This is a genomic window from Pseudomonadota bacterium (genome assembly GCA_030860485.1).
Classification (GTDB): Bacteria; Pseudomonadota; Gammaproteobacteria; order JACCXJ01; family JACCXJ01; genus JACCXJ01.
Map to the genome: position 1 here is coordinate 14,091 of JALZID010000196.1, position 15,022 is coordinate 29,112.

Sequence of the window (15,022 nt, forward strand, 5' to 3'; positions counted from 1 at the left end):
TTGGCGCACCCATCTTCACCGGAGCCGGACCTCGTCCTCATCGACGGCCGGCTGGCGCGGGCCGTGTCCGTCGCCGACCGTGGACTGAACTACGGGGACGGTGTGTTCGAGACCCTCCCGGTAAGCGCCGGAGTCGTCCCCCATTGGGAGCGCCATCTCGAACGCCTGAGGCTCGGTTGTGCGCGCCTCGGAATCGCTTGCCCGGAGGACACGCTGCTCAGGGGGGACCTGGACCGACTCTGTGCGGACGTCGATCACGCGGTGCTGAAGCTCATCGTCACGCGCGGTGTGGGCGGTCGGGGCTACCGTCCCCCCGACCCTGCAAAGCCCACCCGGATCTTCGCGCGTCATCCCTGGCGGCCCTATCCACCGGCCCTGTACCGGAGCGGCATCGTCGTGCGCGTGTGCGCCACGCGTCTCTCGCGCAACCCCGTCCTGGCCGGCATCAAGCACTTGAACCGCTTGGAGCAGGTCCTCGCACGCCACGAATGGGCCGATGCCGAGGTTCATGAGGGCCTGATGCTGGACACCGGAGGTCGCGTGATCGAGGGCACCATGACCAACCTGTTCCTTGTCCGGGCCGGACGGCTCGTGACCCCCGATCTGTCCGAGTCCGGCGTCCTCGGGATCATGCGCGGGCTTTGCATCGAGGCGGCGGCGCGCGTCGGCCTGGAGACGGAGATCCGGACGGTGGACCTCGCCGAGATGTATACCGCCGAGACCGCCTTCGTGTGCAACAGCCTCGTGGGTGTCTGGCCCATCCGCGAGTTGCAGGGCGAAGGGGCACGCCGCTACGCGGCTTGCGATCTGTTGACTGGGGTGACGGCAGCGATGGGGCCCGACGCCATCGGCGGGACGTAAGGTGGCGGGACAGGGGCGTCGGCGGTGGGGCATGTTCGTCGCGCTCCTTTTCATCGGCCTTGGCATCGGTGCCGCTTGGCTCTGGAAGGAACTACAAAAACACCTGGACCGACCGCTGCAATTGGCCGGGACCAGCGTCCACTACACCGTGGTACCCGGCGCCAGCATCGGATCGATCTCCCGCGATCTGGCCCTGGCCGACATCCTCACGGGGCGCGGATATCTTGTCATCGCGGCGCGCCTCTCAGGCAAGGCCGGCCGCATTCAGGCCGGCGAGTATGCGCTCACACAAGGCCTCACGCCGCGCCGTCTCCTCGACCGGATGGTAGAGGGGCGTGTGGTGCAACATCGCTTGACGCTCATCGAAGGTTGGAGCTTCGAGGCCGTCCGTTCGGCGCTCGCTGCTCATCCAAAGGTGAAACAGACGCTCGGTGGCCTCAGCCGTGGCGAGGTGATGGCGCGTGTCTACGGGAATGCAAGGGATCCGGAAGGGCTGTTTTACCCCGATACCTACCGTTTCCCCGCCAGGACGAGCGATGTGGCGATCCTGCGGATGGCCGAGAAGCGCATGGCCCGGAAGCTCGCCCGCGCCTGGGCGCGGCGGGCACCGGGCTTACCGTATCGAAGGCCCTACGAGGCCCTCGTCCTAGCGTCGATCATCGAAAAGGAAACCACGGCCGCCGCCGAACGGCCGGCGATCGCCGGGGTGTTCGTGCGCCGTCTGCAACGGGGCATGCCGCTCCAGACCGATCCCTCGGTGATCTACGCGCTCGGTGTCCGTTTCGACGGCGATCTCCGGCGTAGCGATCTCGACATCGAAAGCCCCTACAATACCTACCGACACGCCGGCCTGCCGCCAACCCCGATCGCGATGCCCGGCGAGGCGTCGCTCCACGCCGCCCTCCATCCAGCCGCCGGCGACACCCTCTACTTCGTGGCCAAGGGCGATGGCCACCACCACTTCTCGGCCACGCTCGAAGAACATAATAAGGCGGTGGACATCTACCAGTCTCAGGGAGTCCGTGGGAGCCGATGACTGGTAGCGGTACCGGTACTACCCGGGGACGGTTCGTGACCGTTGAAGGCATCGAGGGCGTCGGCAAGAGCACCCAGGCGGATCTCATCGCGCGATATCTCCGGGATGCCGGTCTTCGGGTGGTCGAGACTCGTGAACCGGGCGGGACCGAGGTCGGGGAAGGGATCCGCGAGGTCCTGCTGCGGCCGGCGCCGATGCCCATGCACGCGGAGACGGAGGTGCTCCTGATGTTCGCGGCGCGCGCCGAGCACATCGCCCGCGTGGTCGCGCCCGCACTGGCGGGTGGGGCCTGGGTGGTCTGCGATCGCTTTACCGACGCGAGCTATGCCTACCAGGGCGGGGGACGGGGGATCCCGCCGGCCCGCATCGCGGTGCTCGAGGACTTCGTTCAAGGAAAATTGATGCCGGATCTGACCATCCTGCTGGATGCCCCCCTCGACGTGGCCCTGGCCCGGACACGCGGGCGCGGGCGGGCCGATCGCTTCGAGCTCGAAGGGCCGGGGTTCTTCGAGGCCGTCCGGGCTGCCTATTTGGAGCGGGCCCGGCGGGACCCGAGACGCATTCGGGTGATCGACGCGAGCCTCACGATGGATGAGGTCGCGGCGGCCATCCGCAACGAGCTCGCCAGGCTCTCGATATGAGCCCCCCGTTCCCCTGGCAAGCGGCGCAGTGGGAGCGCCTGTGGCACGCGCGCCATACGGACCATATGCCGCATGCGCTCCTCCTGAGCGGCCTCCGCGGGCGGGGCGTCTCCGAGTTTGCCCGCCGGTTGTCGGCGGCGCTCCTCTGCCCCTCGCCCCTGCCGGACGGGGCGCCGTGCGGCCGCTGTCGGAGTTGTGCGCTCCACGACGCCGGCAATCACCCGGAGCTCATGGTGATGGCACCCGAGGCGGTGGGCAAGGCCATCAAGGTCGATCAAATCCGCGAGTTAATGGATTTCGTATCTCTCAAACCCGTATTCGGTGCCTTCAAGGTCGCGCTCGTGGACCCCGCGGAGGCCATGAACCGCCAGGCCGCCAACGCATTGTTGAAAACGCTGGAAGAACCGCCACCCCGGACGGTCCTCGCCCTATGCGCCGAACGCCGGGCATCACTCCCCTTGACCGTCCAGAGCCGCTGCCAGCGCGTGGATTTCCCTCCGGTAGCCGCCGAGGCGGCCGGCGCCTGGCTGCGGGCGCGTCTCCCGGAGGCGCCCGATCTCGGGTCCCTCATGGCGCTCTACGACCACGCCCCCTTGGCCGTGTTGTCGGCGCACGAGAGCGGTGACCTCGCGCTTCGCGACGACCTCATCGGGGATCTGGAGCACCTGGCGCTGGGTCAGGCCGATCCCATCGAGGTGGCGGCTCGCTGGTCCACCCTCGACACGCCGGCCGTGTTCCTGTGGCTCGTGAAGCTCGTAGGGGACCTCATCGCCGTGAAATCCGGCGCAAGCACCGGCAGGGTGTCCAATCGCGATCGCGCACAGCGCCTCGCGGACCTCGCACATCCGCGTCGCCTGGTCCAGCTCTTTGCCTGTTACGACCAGCTCTTGCGCGATCGCCAATATCTGCAGATCGCAGGTGGTGTCCCGGCCATCAATTTTCTCGAGGCGTTCGCGATCACCTGGGCGTTGTCCAAGGGATCATTTATTTAGCTTGAAGCGCGCCGCCTCGTCGGACCCACCCGTGGCGTTGCCGGCGCTGTAGGAATGGGCGCCGACACCGGCGAGCCTGCCCCCATCCACCACCAGGTATTCGTTGCGGATGGGGCGGCCTTCGAACCAGCACTCCAAGGATGTCACGCGTACCGGCCGCGTAGCGCGCTTGCGCCGAGAGACTGGTGCCCGAGATGTGCGGGGTCATACCGTGGTGAGGCATGGTGCGCCACGGGTTGTCCCCCGGCGGCGGCTGCGGAAACCACACATCCCCGGCGTAACCGGCGAGCCGGCCGCTCTCGAGCGCACGGGCGATCGCCTCGCGATCGCAGATCTTGCCGCGTGCGGTGTTGACGATGTAGGCACCGCGCTTCATCTTGTCGAGCAGCGCCTCGTTGAAGAGATGCTCGGTCTCCGGGTGCAGCGGGCAGTTGATGGTGACCACATCGCAGACCCGGACCAGCGATTCGACGTTCGCATGGAAGGTAAGGCCCAATTCCCCTTCGATGTCCGGGGAGAGACGATGACGATCGGTGTAGTGGAGCTTGACATCGAAAGGTTTGAGCCTGCGCAGCACGGCGAGGCCGATGCGCCCGGCCGCCACGGTCCCGACCACCATGCCTTCCAGGTCGTAGGAACGCGCGACGCAGTCGGCGATGTTCCAGCCCCGGTCGATCACCCATTGATAAGACGGGAGGTAATTCCGCACCAGCGAGAGGATCATCATCACCACGTGCTCGGCGACGCTGATGCTGTTGCAATACGTCACCTCGGCCACCGTGATCCCGTGTTCGATCGCCGCCTGCAGATCGGTATGATCCGAACCGATGCCGGCGGTGACGATGAGCTTGAGCTTCGGTGACTTGGCGATGCGAGCCACGGTCATGTATGCAGGCCAGAACGGCTGCGAGATCACGATGTCCGCGTCCGGCAGCTCCCGCTCCAGGAGCGAGTCCGGACCGTCCTTGTCCGAGGTGACGACCAGCTTGTGACCGTTGTTCTCTAGGAACTGACGCAAGCCGAGCGCACCCGAGACGCTGCCCAGCAACTGACCGGGCTGGAAATCGATGCCCTTCGGAGAAGGTAGGCTCTGCCCATCGGGATAGCGTTCGAGCTTGGGGACATCATCGCGGGCGTAGGATTTCGGGTAGCCGGTGACGGGATCGTCGTAGAGCACACACACAACCTTGGCCATGATTGGACCTCCTCTGGTCTTAGGATCGTTGAAGACGTCAGCGGCTAGGCCCGTCGTCCGTACCGACGCGGCCGGGAACTCGTGATCCTGGTGCAAAAGGCCGGTCAGTCCAATCGTTTGTTTGGATGAGTCAATCTGCGGGGCTTATCAGCGTGTCGAAGCGGCTCTGGAGATCGAGGCCCGCGAATACCTCCCAGACCGCGGCGATGAGCGGGGGGGGCGGCTCGTGGCCGAGCGCGACGAGCCCGATGGGCCGGGACAGCTCCGGGGACAGGGCGATCGCGGTGACCTCCTCGCGCATGTCGAGGAGGAACAGGATGCTGTGGGGCACGATGGTGTAGAGTCCGGCGCAGCGAACGTGCGAATAGAGCGCGAAGGCGGAGTCGGTCTCGACCGCGACATGCGGTGCAGTCCCCGCCTGCCGAAAGGCCGCATCGATGATGCGGCGGTTCTGCATATTGGGGGTGAGCAGACAAAGCGGCAGCTCGGCGGCCTCCGACCAAGTCATCGTCGCACGTCCGGGAATGGCCCCACGGTTCGGTGCCAGCAACAGGTAACGCTCTCGGTATAAGGCGAGGACCCGGAAACCACCCAGCCGTTGGTCTTCCAGGTAGGTGACGCCAAGGTCCAGCTCGAAGCCGTCGAGCCGGCGGATGATCTCCTCGGCAGCAAGCGAGAAGACCGCCTGGTGGATGCCGGGATGGGCCGCGCGGCTCTGTGAAGTCAGCAGCGGGACGACGGGCATCGTGGTGGGGATGGCGCCGATGCGCAAGGTCCCCGTGATCGAACCGCGCGAACACGCCGCCTCCTGCCGCAGCCCCTCCCAGTCGGCCAGGATGCGCTGCGCCCAGCCGAGGAGCCGCTCGCCTTCGGGGGTCAGGCCCTGGAAGCGCTGGTCACGGCGCACGATGGCGATACGGAGTTCCTCCTCCAAGTGCTGGATGCCTGCCGACAGGGCCGGTTGCGAGACGTGGCAAAGCTCGGCCGCGCGGGCGAAGTGGCGGGTCTTGGCCAGCGCTACGAGGTATTCGAGTTGGCGGATGAACATGGTTCCCCGAGCGCAGGAGATGTTTTCACCAACTCTCGGTCGAAGAATGCCCGATAGGGGCGTCGCTTCGAGGGCGTCCTGATGATATGCCGGCGCTTGCGCCCGTCGGACCACTTCAGGAACCGCCGGACCTTCCCTTTCTTGATCTGTTTGGGCGTATCGACATGGATCGGATAGCCTGGCCAGGAAATGATGTTCTGCGGTGCGCGCAGCATCGTGCCCTGGATGCGCAGTCGCAAACCCCTCGGGTGCGTGTCGAACCGGAGCCGGACGAGCCGCGGGCGCAACTCCTGGGTGATGGTCTACGACAGTCCCCGCCCATCGGTCGCGGTCAGCCGGACCTCCAGGAAGCTCGTCGTCGTTGCCGGCAGGTCTTCCGGGGCGGGGGTCACGATGACCATACCGTTCCCCGCCGTCGGGTCGAGGAAGGGGTGGGTGTGGGTGTCATGGTGCAGGCGCACGCTCCAGCGCAGCGCGGGATCGGGCAGTACCAGGCCCGTCTCGTCCACGGCGTGTCCGCTCAGGGTGATGGCTTGCCCGACCCGAAAGCGCGTGCCCGGTGCGGGGGAGGTGATGCGAACCTCGGGTGGGGAGTGTCCCGGATCGATACGGACCGAGGTCGTGTCGCTGCCGCCGCGGCCATCGTCCACGCGCAGCCTGGCGATGAAGGTACCGGCCGTTCCGTAGACATGCGCGGTCGCTGGCGCCGATGGGCGGCGTCCCGTCGCCGAAATCCCATTCGAAGGCTAACGGTGGCCATCCGGGTCACTGCTCTCATTTCCGCTGAAGGCAACCGGGAGCGGGACCGGGCCATTCGTCGGCGTCGCGTTTCCGACCGCCGCCGGGGCGCGGTTGGCGGAGCCGATGAAGGCGATGCGGCGCACCTGGCCGCCGTGAAAAGTGGTGTAATAAAGCGCCTGGGTGCCCTCGTGCGGGCCGAAGATGACGGTGACGGGGCTATCGAGTTCGGTGGCGAACGGAGTTGCGGTATCGGATGGCGACAGGGAAAAGATCCTGCCACAGACAAAATCGCTGAAGAGATACGCCCCTTCGAGCTCGGCCGGCCACACGCCGGCCGGGACGAACGCGCCACCGGTGATGGAGGAACAGCCGGCGAAGATAGGGTCGGTAGCCGAATGACTGTAGGCAAATATCGGGTTCGTCATGTCGGCAGGCGGCTTCTCACAATCTGTTTCCGAGCCGGTGCGACAATGCCCTTCCCGCACGTTCCATCCGTAATCGGCCCCGGCCTGGCCCACATCGATCTCTTCCCATGTATTCTGACCGACGTCGTTGATATAGAACCGGGTCCCGGCCGCGTTGGGGTCGAATGCCATGCGGAAGGGATTGCGTAGCCCGAAGGCAAAGATCTCCTGGCATTTGTTGCCCGGGGCGGTTTGGCCGGAGACATTGCAGCGCGCACTATCCGGCCCGACAAATGGGTTGCCGAGCGGGATCTCGCCGGTCGAGGTGATGCGCAACACCTTGCCTACGAGGACATGCGGATCGCGCGCGGCATCGTTCAAGGCGGCGCAACCAACGGGAGGGGCATAGTCGCACCCGCCGTCGCCGACGCTGATGTACAAGAAGCCGTCTTTGCCGAAATGCAGATCTCCAGCGTGGTGAAAAGGACTTGGCGAAGGCATGTTGTCGACCAGGACGAATTCGTCGCTGAGGACATTGCCTTCGGACAAGACGAAGCGCGACACGGTTGACGCACGAGCCTGCGTTCCCGGCGGTATAGTAAAGATACACGTAAGGCGTGACTGCAAACCCCGGATCGACCGCGACGCCCAGGAGCCCGCGCTCCCGTTCGGTGCAGATCCTTCCTGTCAGATCCAGCGCCGGAGTGGGCGACAGCACGCCGTTCTGATAGACCCACAATCGACCGGGCTGCACCGCGATCAACAAACGACCCTCCGGTGTAAAGGCCAAGGCGGTGGGAGACGCGACGTCCGCGACGGCGGTGTCGCTGAAACCCGGGGGCAAGGTGATACCTTCGACCTTCGATGCCGCTCCGAGGAGGAGCAGACCGCTCAGCAAAACCCCCGATAGGTCTGTGCATTTTCTCACGGCATCGTCACGATAACTCGACCTCCCGTCGCTCGCGACGTTTTCTTCATAGGCTCGGTGCCGACGATCAGCGCTGCGTCGCGGTCAGGCGATAGACGTTCCCATCGAGCGCCGTCACGAACAAGACGCCGGTCTCGCTCTCGCCGAAGGAGCTGATCGGGAGGTCCGTCTCGGCCATCAAGACCTTGCGCTGCCGCGCCGCGCCCTCCGCGACCACGGACCAGATCTCCCCGGAGCAGACATCGGAGAAGAGATAGGCCCCGCGCAGGCCCTCGATCGGCCCGCGGTACACATAGCCACCGATCACGGCGCAGCCCTCCGAGTGGTCGTAGACCGTGAGCGGGGCTTGTTTACCGGCCCGGTTGCAATCACTCGGCGGTTGGAAACACGCGTCGCCCTCCAGGAGCCGCCAGCCGAAGTTGACGGCACGCCCCCCGCCGCTCGCCTCTGTCGCCCGGTCCACCTCCTCGAAGCGGCCCTGGCCGACGTCCCCGATCCAGAGATCACCGGTCCGCCGGTCGAACGAAAACCGAAACGGGTTGCGTAATCCGAGCGACCAGATCTCGCGTTGGAAGGTCGTGCTCGTCGCATGGGGGTTGGTCGGGGGAATTCGGTAGGCGAGCCCGCCCGAGCGGCCATCCACGTCGATCCTGAGGAGCTTCCCGAGCCGACTGGTCCGCGACTGGGCGTTGTTGTCCGGATCGCCGCCCCCTCCCCCATCGCCGGTGGCGATGTAGAGCAGCCCGTCTCGCCCGAACGCCAGCATCCCGCCATTATGGTTCGCATGCCTCCGGTGGGGGACCCGCAAGAGGCGACGGAACGAGCCCGGCAGCGCCCGGTCGCGGTTCCTCGCGCCCGCGCGCATCTCGGCGATGACGAGGTCGCCGCTGGCTCGCTCGGTGAAGAAGAGATAGAACTTGCGGTTCCTCGCGTGCTTGGGATGGAAGGCGAGACCGAGGAGGCCGCGCTCTCCTCCCGACAGGACCCTCGACTGCAGATCGAGGAACGGAAGGGGCAGGACCTGGCCGCGTTTCCAGATCTTGATGATCCCGCGTTGCTCGACGATGAACAGTCGCCCCGATCCGTCACCGGCATTCGTCAAAAATATGGGATCGATGAACCCCGTCATCACGGTCACGAGCCCCACCTCGACCCGGGAGAAGTCCGGGGCACGAGCCCTCGTGCCGGATGCGAGTGCCCCGGGTTCAGTGAGTGGGGCGGCTCGCGCGGGGCAGACGCAAGCGAGCACGAGGGCCGCGACCGTCGCCAGGGCCATTCGAAGACCGCGGGGGATCCTACCCATCGGCCCGGATCCGCCCTTCGAGCAACGCAGGGCGGTGCCAGCGTGGGAGCACCGGCCCCGGCCATCCGCCTCGATGTTCTGAAGCAGGCGCCCCGTCATGGGCCTTCAAGACCGATGGCCGCCGTCGCCCGTTGCCCGGCGGCGCCGTGCTTCGCCAAATAGGCGCCATAGGCGCGGCGAAGTCCCTCGCGCAACCCGATCCTCGGGCGCCACCCGAGCGCTTGCAAACGCCTCACGTCCAGGAGCTTTCGCGGGGTGCCGTCGGGCTTGTCCGGATCCCACCGGATCTCGGCCCGGCATCCGACCACACTCCGTACCAGCTCGGCTAACTCGCGGATAGAAAGGTCCTCCCCGCAGCCGATGTTGACGAGGGGTGGAACCGCGGGTCCGGGACAGAGGAGCGGATCGAAGGTCTCATCGGGCAGGCCCATCACGAAGACACAGGCCGCGGCCGCATCGTCGCTGTACAGGAACTCCCGCCGCGGCGTGCCGCTGCCCCACACGATCACCTCCCGCTCCCCTTGCACCCGGGCCTCGTGCATCTTGCGGATCAGCGCCGGGAGGACGTGCGAGGTCTCGAGATCGTAGTGGTCCCCCGGGCCGTAGAGGTTGGCGGGCATGACGGCCAGATAGCGCGTTCCATACTGGCGGTTGTAGGCCCAACACAACTCGATCCCCGCGATCTTGGCGATGGCATAGGGCCGGTTGGTCGGCTCCAGCGGACCGCTCAAGAGCGACTCCTCCTGCATGGGCTGGCGGCAGTCGCGCGGATAGATGCAGGACGAGCCGAGAAACAAGAGGCGCTTCACGCCGGCGCGACAGGCTGCGTCGATGACATGGGTCTCGATCGATAGGTTCTCGCGGATGAAGTCGGCGGGATACGTGGCGTTCGCCAGGATCCCCCCGACCTTGGCCGCGGCCAGGAACACGTGCTCGGGCCGCTCGCGGGTGAAGAAGTCGCGCACCGCCCCCGCATCGCCGAGATCGAGCTCGGCATGGGCACGCGTCACGAGGTTCTCGAAACCCGCGGCCCGGAGACCACGTACCAGCGCCGAGCCCAGAAGACCTCGGTGCCCGGCGACGTAGACCTTGGCGCCGGGCGCCATGCCGGCCCGATTACTCATGCGGGGCATAAACCGGATAGCCGCTCGACTTCACCAGGTGATCGCGCTCGGCCTCCCGAAGGTCCGCCCCGAACATCTCCGCGACCAGCGCCTCGAAACCGATGCGCGGTCTCCAGCCGAGCCGGGCCCTGGCCTTGGAGGCATCCCCGAGGAGAGTGTCGACCTCGGTCGGGCGGAGGTAGCGCGGATCGATCCGAACCAAGGTTCGTCCCTTCGCCGGCTGCCCCGCGAGAGTCCCGCCAACGGCCACCGCCACCTCGTTCGGGCCGCTCCCGCGCCATTCGATCTCGATCCCCGCCACCCGGAAGGCCTGCTCTACGAACTCGCGCACCGAGTGCTGCTCGCCGCTCGCGATCACATAGTCATCCGGCCCTTCCTGCTGCAGCATGAGCCATATGGCCTCTACGTAGTCGCGCGCATGCCCCCAGTCGCGCCGCGCATCCAGGTTGCCCAAATGGAGCTGGTCCTGGAAGCCGAGCTTGACGCGCGCCACCGCGCGGGTGATCTTGCGCGTCACGAAGGTCTCGCCGCGCAGCGGCGACTCGTGGTTGAAGAGGATCCCGTTGCAGGCGTACAGGCCATAGGCCTCGCGGTAGTTGATCGTGATCCAGTACCCGAAAAGCTTGGCGGCGGCATAGGGAGAGCGCGGGTAGAAGGGGGTGCTCTCGCGCTGCGGGACCTCCTGCACCTTGCCGTACAGCTCGGAGGTCGAGGCCTGGTAGAAGCGTACTTGATGATCCAGCCCGAGCACCCGGATCGCCTCCAGGAGCCTGAGCGTGCCGAGCGCGTCGGCGTTGGCCGTGTACTCGGGGGTCTCGAAGGACACCGCCACGTGGCTTTGCGCGGCCAGATTGTAGATCTCGTCCGGCTGCACCTGCTGGATGATGCGCAGGAGGCAGGCGGAATCGGTGAGATCGCCGTAGTGAAGGATGAAGCTAGGGGCGGGCTCGTGGGGGTCCTGGTACAGGTGATCGATGCGATGGGTGTGGAACAGCGACACCCGACGCTTGACGCCGTGTACGGTGTACCCCTTGCCCAGCAAGAACTCCGACAGGTAGGCGCCGTCCTGGCCGGTCACCCCCGTGATCAACGCCTTTTTCATCCCCCCTCCCTATGTGTCAATTCTGTCAATGGTCGCCCCGAGGTTTCCACCCCCTTCGTCCAGAGTCGGATTATAGGGACTCCCACCCCGGCCGCGTCAACTTGCGATGCACCGAGCCCCCGTATGAGGCCAGGACGATCTTTTAACAAAGGACCGCCGGTAGGCTAACTTGGATAGCCCGAAGCTCTGGGCGTAACTGCCTAAGAGGCCTCGCTCCGGGAGGGGCCGCCAAGAGGGCATAGCGGGGTGTCACCTCATCCTCGGTTTGAGAGGACTCAGACTCGCCGATAGGCACGGCTGCTAGCGAACCGGCCGCTCTTGTGGACAATGCGCCTGTGCCACACGGGGGCGCTTGCCATGCGGTTGTCAGACGCGGCACCTCATCCTGCGGTCAATACCGACAGATTTCAAGGAAGAGCAACCCTCAGGGACGATGGACAAGGCGGTTCAGCCTGCGCCGGCGGCAAGGCGCCTACGCTACGAGCGGCGGCGTCCCGAAGAAACCACCCTCTACCACTTGGTAGAAGAACACCTCGAGGCCTTCTTGGCCCAAGTCGAGCTTGAGAACGGGGCAGGCCAGTCTCGCCTACGCCGATTCATAGTTTTTCATAATTCATCATCGAAACTTCATTCTTCTTGAAAGCACCTTCATCGGGAGGTGGCTAAAGTCTTAATCAAGTCGTGCAGCATGTGCGACGAACATGATCTTAGTAATGCACCCGGTCCAAGCGACCGGACTTTCAACACAGAGGTCTATATGAAAAACACTGCATATCCAATCAACATCGGTGTCGCCAGCGAAACTCGCAAACACCCGGTTCAAATGGCCCGACTGTCAACCAAATCTGGAGAGAAGTCACTACTATGAGGCGCACAAACATCAAGCACAATTCGGGTGTTAAGGTATTGAAATTCGCAGGAAGACGGACATGAACTACACACACCGGTACGTACGCGCGGCCGCCCTGGCCGCGGTCTTCATGACGGGCGCGCTCGGCGCAGGCCAGGCGATGGCTTTCGGCACGCCGGGCTACCTCATTTACGTCGAGGGCCCCAACGGCGGCCAGATCGAGCCGGGCGGCGGCGCCCTTCCATTTCCGGAAGGGGCCTGCGGCATGCGCCTCAAAAACGACATCCTTCTGGCATGGCACTGGCACTCGGGTGACGTTGAGCCGACCGGAGATCTGGAACTCGAGAATAACGGCTGGATTGCCCCGGACAACGAGCTCCAGGTCGTGATCGAGTTTACCGGCCCGTTCGCCGACGACTGCGACGGGCCTTATGTCTTCCACGCCCCGGCTCCGCCGAATAGCGAGCCGCCACCGGGAGCGGTGGCCCTGTCCGTGCAGTTCGTCTCCCCGGACGAGGTGGAGTTCCTCGACGAAAACTTCCACGTGTTCGAGCCGCCCGAACCGCCGGAGCATCGAGAACCGCCCGATGATCCGGAGCAAGATTTCTGTGAGCAGGTGACCGTGGCCTGCGAGAACCCGGACTCGTACTTGTTGGACCCTTGCAGCTTGTGGTGGTGGACCGACCTCTGTGATTCAGCGGAGGGCCTGAGCCGTCTCGCGCTGGCCGCGCGTCAAGTCGTGGAGCCCGTGATCCTAGGGCTGAGCGGCCTGCAAGGTAACTCCTCCGACGCCGCCCCGCTGCGTGGGGCCCTGCTGCGCGCCGCGAAGGGCCTCGCGTTCGTCGGGCCGATCGATGACGCACGAGACGACCTGGTCCGCCGCGCGGTCGGACAGGTGAGGCAGCGCCAATCGTTGCACGCCCTGTCACGAACTGCGGTTGCTACGAGTCTCGGTAGCCTCGGCCTGCGCCAGTGCCACGACCGGATCGATAGCGCGCTACGCCTCGCTCAGGCGAGTCCCACCCCACACGCGGCGCTGCGCGATCAGAGCCGGCGTGCCGCCGCAAGCTGCAAGGCCGCCGCGCAGACGCTCTCTGACGCGGAGTCGGCTGCGATGCGCTTCACGATCGGATTGCGCAACGAAGAGTAGATAGACGGACGGTCGGCGAGTGGAGGACGGCGACGGCCGTCCTCCTCTTCGCTCGCGGAGCCTTAGCCCAGGTTTAACACCGGCAAGAAAAAGATGATGCAGTACAAGGGATTAGGGATACAACACAGTGCGTATGGCACTACAAGGATGTTTTTTTGCGGTTAGACGACGAGTTTCTGGATCCCTCCGGGGGAAGGGGACAGTTCGAGAACATCATAGATCTGTCGTAGTCCAGGCTCGGCGAGGTGCTCTTGCGTACATGCAACACGCGCGCATCGCGTTGGCGGAAGGTCGCGGTGACCCGCTGTTGTACGGACAGCGTTTGACGTAAGCCAGCCCAGCTCTGATGGATCCCCGCTGCCTCAGACGCCGGCGGATGCACTGGACGAACTGGTAGGCCAAGACGGAGATGAAGAGTGTCCGTCGGTGCGTCGCTCTTTGGAATGGAAGATCGGTCGTAGACCAAGCTCGGACTTCAAGCTTCGAAAGACGGCTTCCAAATCGGTCAGCATCGTGTAGGTTTCCCAGAGGGTGGCCTCATCCCAATGGATTTCGTTGGTGCGCAAGCAATAGACCCCCGGATGGGTGAGCATCGTGCCGGCCGCACTCGCCACCGAGCGGATGCCCACGCGAAAGAACGAAGAGAACGCTTTGAGATGTTGCGGCAACCGGTCGAGCAGACCAGCGATGAGGGAAGGAATTGGTACACAATTTTCACGAAGTCGCCATCGTTCAGACTCCGTGACAAATCAACACATGACATTATACTTACCTACATGATCTGGCGCAAGTATTTTGGTCTGACAAAGTAGAACTAACCAGGCTGTTTGTAAGACATCAGGACAACACGGGCGACAGAGGCGAGCGCGCTTGACAAGCTGAGCGCACAAGGATAAGATTTACCTCGATCGTGTAAAATGCTTGATACCGTAAATGTATTGTTGGCGCCATGGAATGAACCCAAATGCTCGAAGGTGAGCGACGAAAGATTCACGGTTGTGAACGTTTCACTCCTGCGAACTATCGAGGTATCCCACAGACCGACGCGCCCAAGCTCGTAAATGACATTGGATAAATTAACTGACAAACTAAAAAATATAGATCGAAAGCTATTTGATAAATTTAGCCATTTATATTATGCGTCGTTAGCATACCTAGGTATAAAAGTATTGGATATTACATTTACTTCTTTATACCTTCACGAACAAAATAATCTTAATGCGGAGGCTAATGATCTTGCTAGACATTTGATGGAACAATTTGGCATTAATGCTGGGTTGATAATAAAAAATGTTCCTATGGCCGCAATTATTCTAGGAGGGGCATACATGCTGAATAAACTAAGTCCTAAACTTGGATTAAGCAAACATCTCGGCTCTATTGTGGTATACGGCATCAGTTTACTTACCGTACCAGTTGCGATAAATAATGTGGCAGTCTATTTCGGCTACGGACGAATCTAATGTATAACAGGGCAAGTTTCAGCGTTAATTGAACAGTTGTTTGACATCGACGTGACAAAGTTTCAGCGTTAATTGAACGCTCATGGCTTCCCCTGAAATGGTTTGTTGGGACGAAGGTAAGGTACCTCGCGAAGCAATGGCTGGTGATGGGGGTCGCGGCGGCGCATGGCGTAGAAGCGGATGC

At 63.9% G+C, this 15,022-nt stretch carries 13 protein-coding genes and 2 pseudogenes; 6 read left to right on the forward strand and 9 right to left on the reverse strand.

From position 1 onward, the window contains the following. From pabC to holB, 4 genes are read left to right on the forward strand one after another with little or no spacing between them, the layout of a single operon-like run. Positions 1–861, forward strand: a complete 861-nt coding sequence (pabC, locus tag M3461_11130) for an aminodeoxychorismate lyase (protein MDQ3774866.1) — start codon at positions 1–3, stop codon at positions 859–861. Between the two features lie 31 nt (positions 862–892). After that, complete coding sequence (mltG, locus tag M3461_11135; GenBank protein ID MDQ3774867.1) at positions 893–1,897, forward strand: endolytic transglycosylase MltG; 1,005 nt, start codon at positions 893–895, stop codon at positions 1,895–1,897. Further along, entirely contained in the window at positions 1,894–2,538 is a 645-nt protein-coding gene (gene tmk / locus M3461_11140; protein ID MDQ3774868.1) for a dTMP kinase, read from the forward strand. The genes mltG and tmk overlap by 4 nt, the downstream gene beginning before the upstream one ends. After that, the gene (holB, locus tag M3461_11145; GenBank protein MDQ3774869.1) at positions 2,535–3,530 is read left to right on the forward strand and encodes a DNA polymerase III subunit delta'; all 996 of its coding nucleotides are present in this window, start codon (positions 2,535–2,537) and stop codon (positions 3,528–3,530) included. Before tmk ends, holB begins: the two co-directional genes overlap by 4 nt. Here holB and M3461_11150 read toward each other — a convergent pair. From M3461_11150 to gmd, 8 genes and pseudogenes are all read right to left on the reverse strand, one after another. Beyond that, positions 3,519–4,725: pseudogene (locus M3461_11150) on the reverse strand (NAD-dependent formate dehydrogenase). The gene holB and the pseudogene M3461_11150 overlap by 12 nt on opposite strands. A 130-nt stretch (positions 4,726–4,855) precedes the next feature. Continuing rightward, entirely contained in the window at positions 4,856–5,773 is a 918-nt protein-coding gene (locus M3461_11155) for a LysR family transcriptional regulator (GenBank protein MDQ3774870.1), read from the reverse strand. Continuing rightward, positions 5,743–6,060, reverse strand: a complete 318-nt coding sequence (locus tag M3461_11160) for a hypothetical protein (GenBank protein MDQ3774871.1) — start codon at positions 6,058–6,060, stop codon at positions 5,743–5,745. Before M3461_11160 ends, M3461_11155 begins: the two co-directional genes overlap by 31 nt. 15 nt (positions 6,061–6,075) lie before the next feature. Beyond that, the gene (locus M3461_11165; protein MDQ3774872.1) at positions 6,076–6,423 is read right to left on the reverse strand and encodes an Ig-like domain-containing protein; all 348 of its coding nucleotides are present in this window, start codon (positions 6,421–6,423) and stop codon (positions 6,076–6,078) included. A 96-nt stretch (positions 6,424–6,519) separates the two neighbouring features. Continuing rightward, positions 6,520–7,482 carry a PQQ-dependent sugar dehydrogenase gene (locus tag M3461_11170; GenBank protein ID MDQ3774873.1) on the reverse strand — a complete coding sequence of 321 codons (963 nt, stop codon included), beginning with the start codon at positions 7,480–7,482 and terminating at the stop codon, positions 6,520–6,522. Positions 7,483–7,913: 431 nt separating this feature from the next. Further along, positions 7,914–9,149: a PQQ-dependent sugar dehydrogenase gene (locus tag M3461_11175; protein ID MDQ3774874.1), complete on the reverse strand. Its 1,236-nt coding sequence runs from the start codon at positions 9,147–9,149 to the stop codon at positions 7,914–7,916. 95 nt (positions 9,150–9,244) lie between these two features. Then, on the reverse strand, positions 9,245–10,255 hold the full coding sequence (locus M3461_11180) for a GDP-L-fucose synthase (protein MDQ3774875.1): 1,011 nt from the start codon (positions 10,253–10,255) through the stop codon (positions 9,245–9,247). A 10-nt stretch (positions 10,256–10,265) separates the two neighbouring features. Continuing rightward, the gene (gene gmd, locus M3461_11185) at positions 10,266–11,375 is read right to left on the reverse strand and encodes a GDP-mannose 4,6-dehydratase (protein MDQ3774876.1); all 1,110 of its coding nucleotides are present in this window, start codon (positions 11,373–11,375) and stop codon (positions 10,266–10,268) included. A 929-nt stretch (positions 11,376–12,304) separates the two neighbouring features. Here gmd and M3461_11190 point away from each other — a divergent pair. Further along, entirely contained in the window at positions 12,305–13,375 is a 1,071-nt protein-coding gene (locus M3461_11190) for a hypothetical protein (protein ID MDQ3774877.1), read from the forward strand. 161 nt (positions 13,376–13,536) lie between these two features. Here M3461_11190 and M3461_11195 read toward each other — a convergent pair. Further along, positions 13,537–13,974 (reverse strand): annotated as a pseudogene (locus M3461_11195) (transposase). Between the two features lie 462 nt (positions 13,975–14,436). Here M3461_11195 and M3461_11200 point away from each other — a divergent pair. Beyond that, the gene (locus M3461_11200; GenBank protein ID MDQ3774878.1) at positions 14,437–14,838 is read left to right on the forward strand and encodes a hypothetical protein; all 402 of its coding nucleotides are present in this window, start codon (positions 14,437–14,439) and stop codon (positions 14,836–14,838) included. The last annotated feature ends 184 nt before the right edge of the window (positions 14,839–15,022 follow it).

What these genes read in the sequence shown, in the direction of transcription:
- mltG (MDQ3774867.1), top strand. Translation starts at nt 893, where the DNA reads ATGTTCGTCGCGCTCCTTTTCATCGGCCTTGGCATCGGTGCCGCTTGG.
- tmk (MDQ3774868.1), top strand. Translation starts at nt 1,894, where the DNA reads ATGACTGGTAGCGGTACCGGTACTACCCGGGGACGGTTCGTGACCGTT.
- holB (MDQ3774869.1), top strand. Translation starts at nt 2,535, where the DNA reads ATGAGCCCCCCGTTCCCCTGGCAAGCGGCGCAGTGGGAGCGCCTGTGG.
- M3461_11155 (MDQ3774870.1), bottom strand. Translation starts at nt 5,773, where the DNA reads ATGTTCATCCGCCAACTCGAATACCTCGTAGCGCTGGCCAAGACCCGC.
- M3461_11175 (MDQ3774874.1), bottom strand. Translation starts at nt 9,149, where the DNA reads ATGGGTAGGATCCCCCGCGGTCTTCGAATGGCCCTGGCGACGGTCGCG.
- M3461_11180 (MDQ3774875.1), bottom strand. Translation starts at nt 10,255, where the DNA reads ATGGCGCCCGGCGCCAAGGTCTACGTCGCCGGGCACCGAGGTCTTCTG.
- gmd (MDQ3774876.1), bottom strand. Translation starts at nt 11,375, where the DNA reads ATGAAAAAGGCGTTGATCACGGGGGTGACCGGCCAGGACGGCGCCTAC.
- M3461_11190 (MDQ3774877.1), top strand. Translation starts at nt 12,305, where the DNA reads ATGAACTACACACACCGGTACGTACGCGCGGCCGCCCTGGCCGCGGTC.
- M3461_11200 (MDQ3774878.1), top strand. Translation starts at nt 14,437, where the DNA reads ATGACATTGGATAAATTAACTGACAAACTAAAAAATATAGATCGAAAG.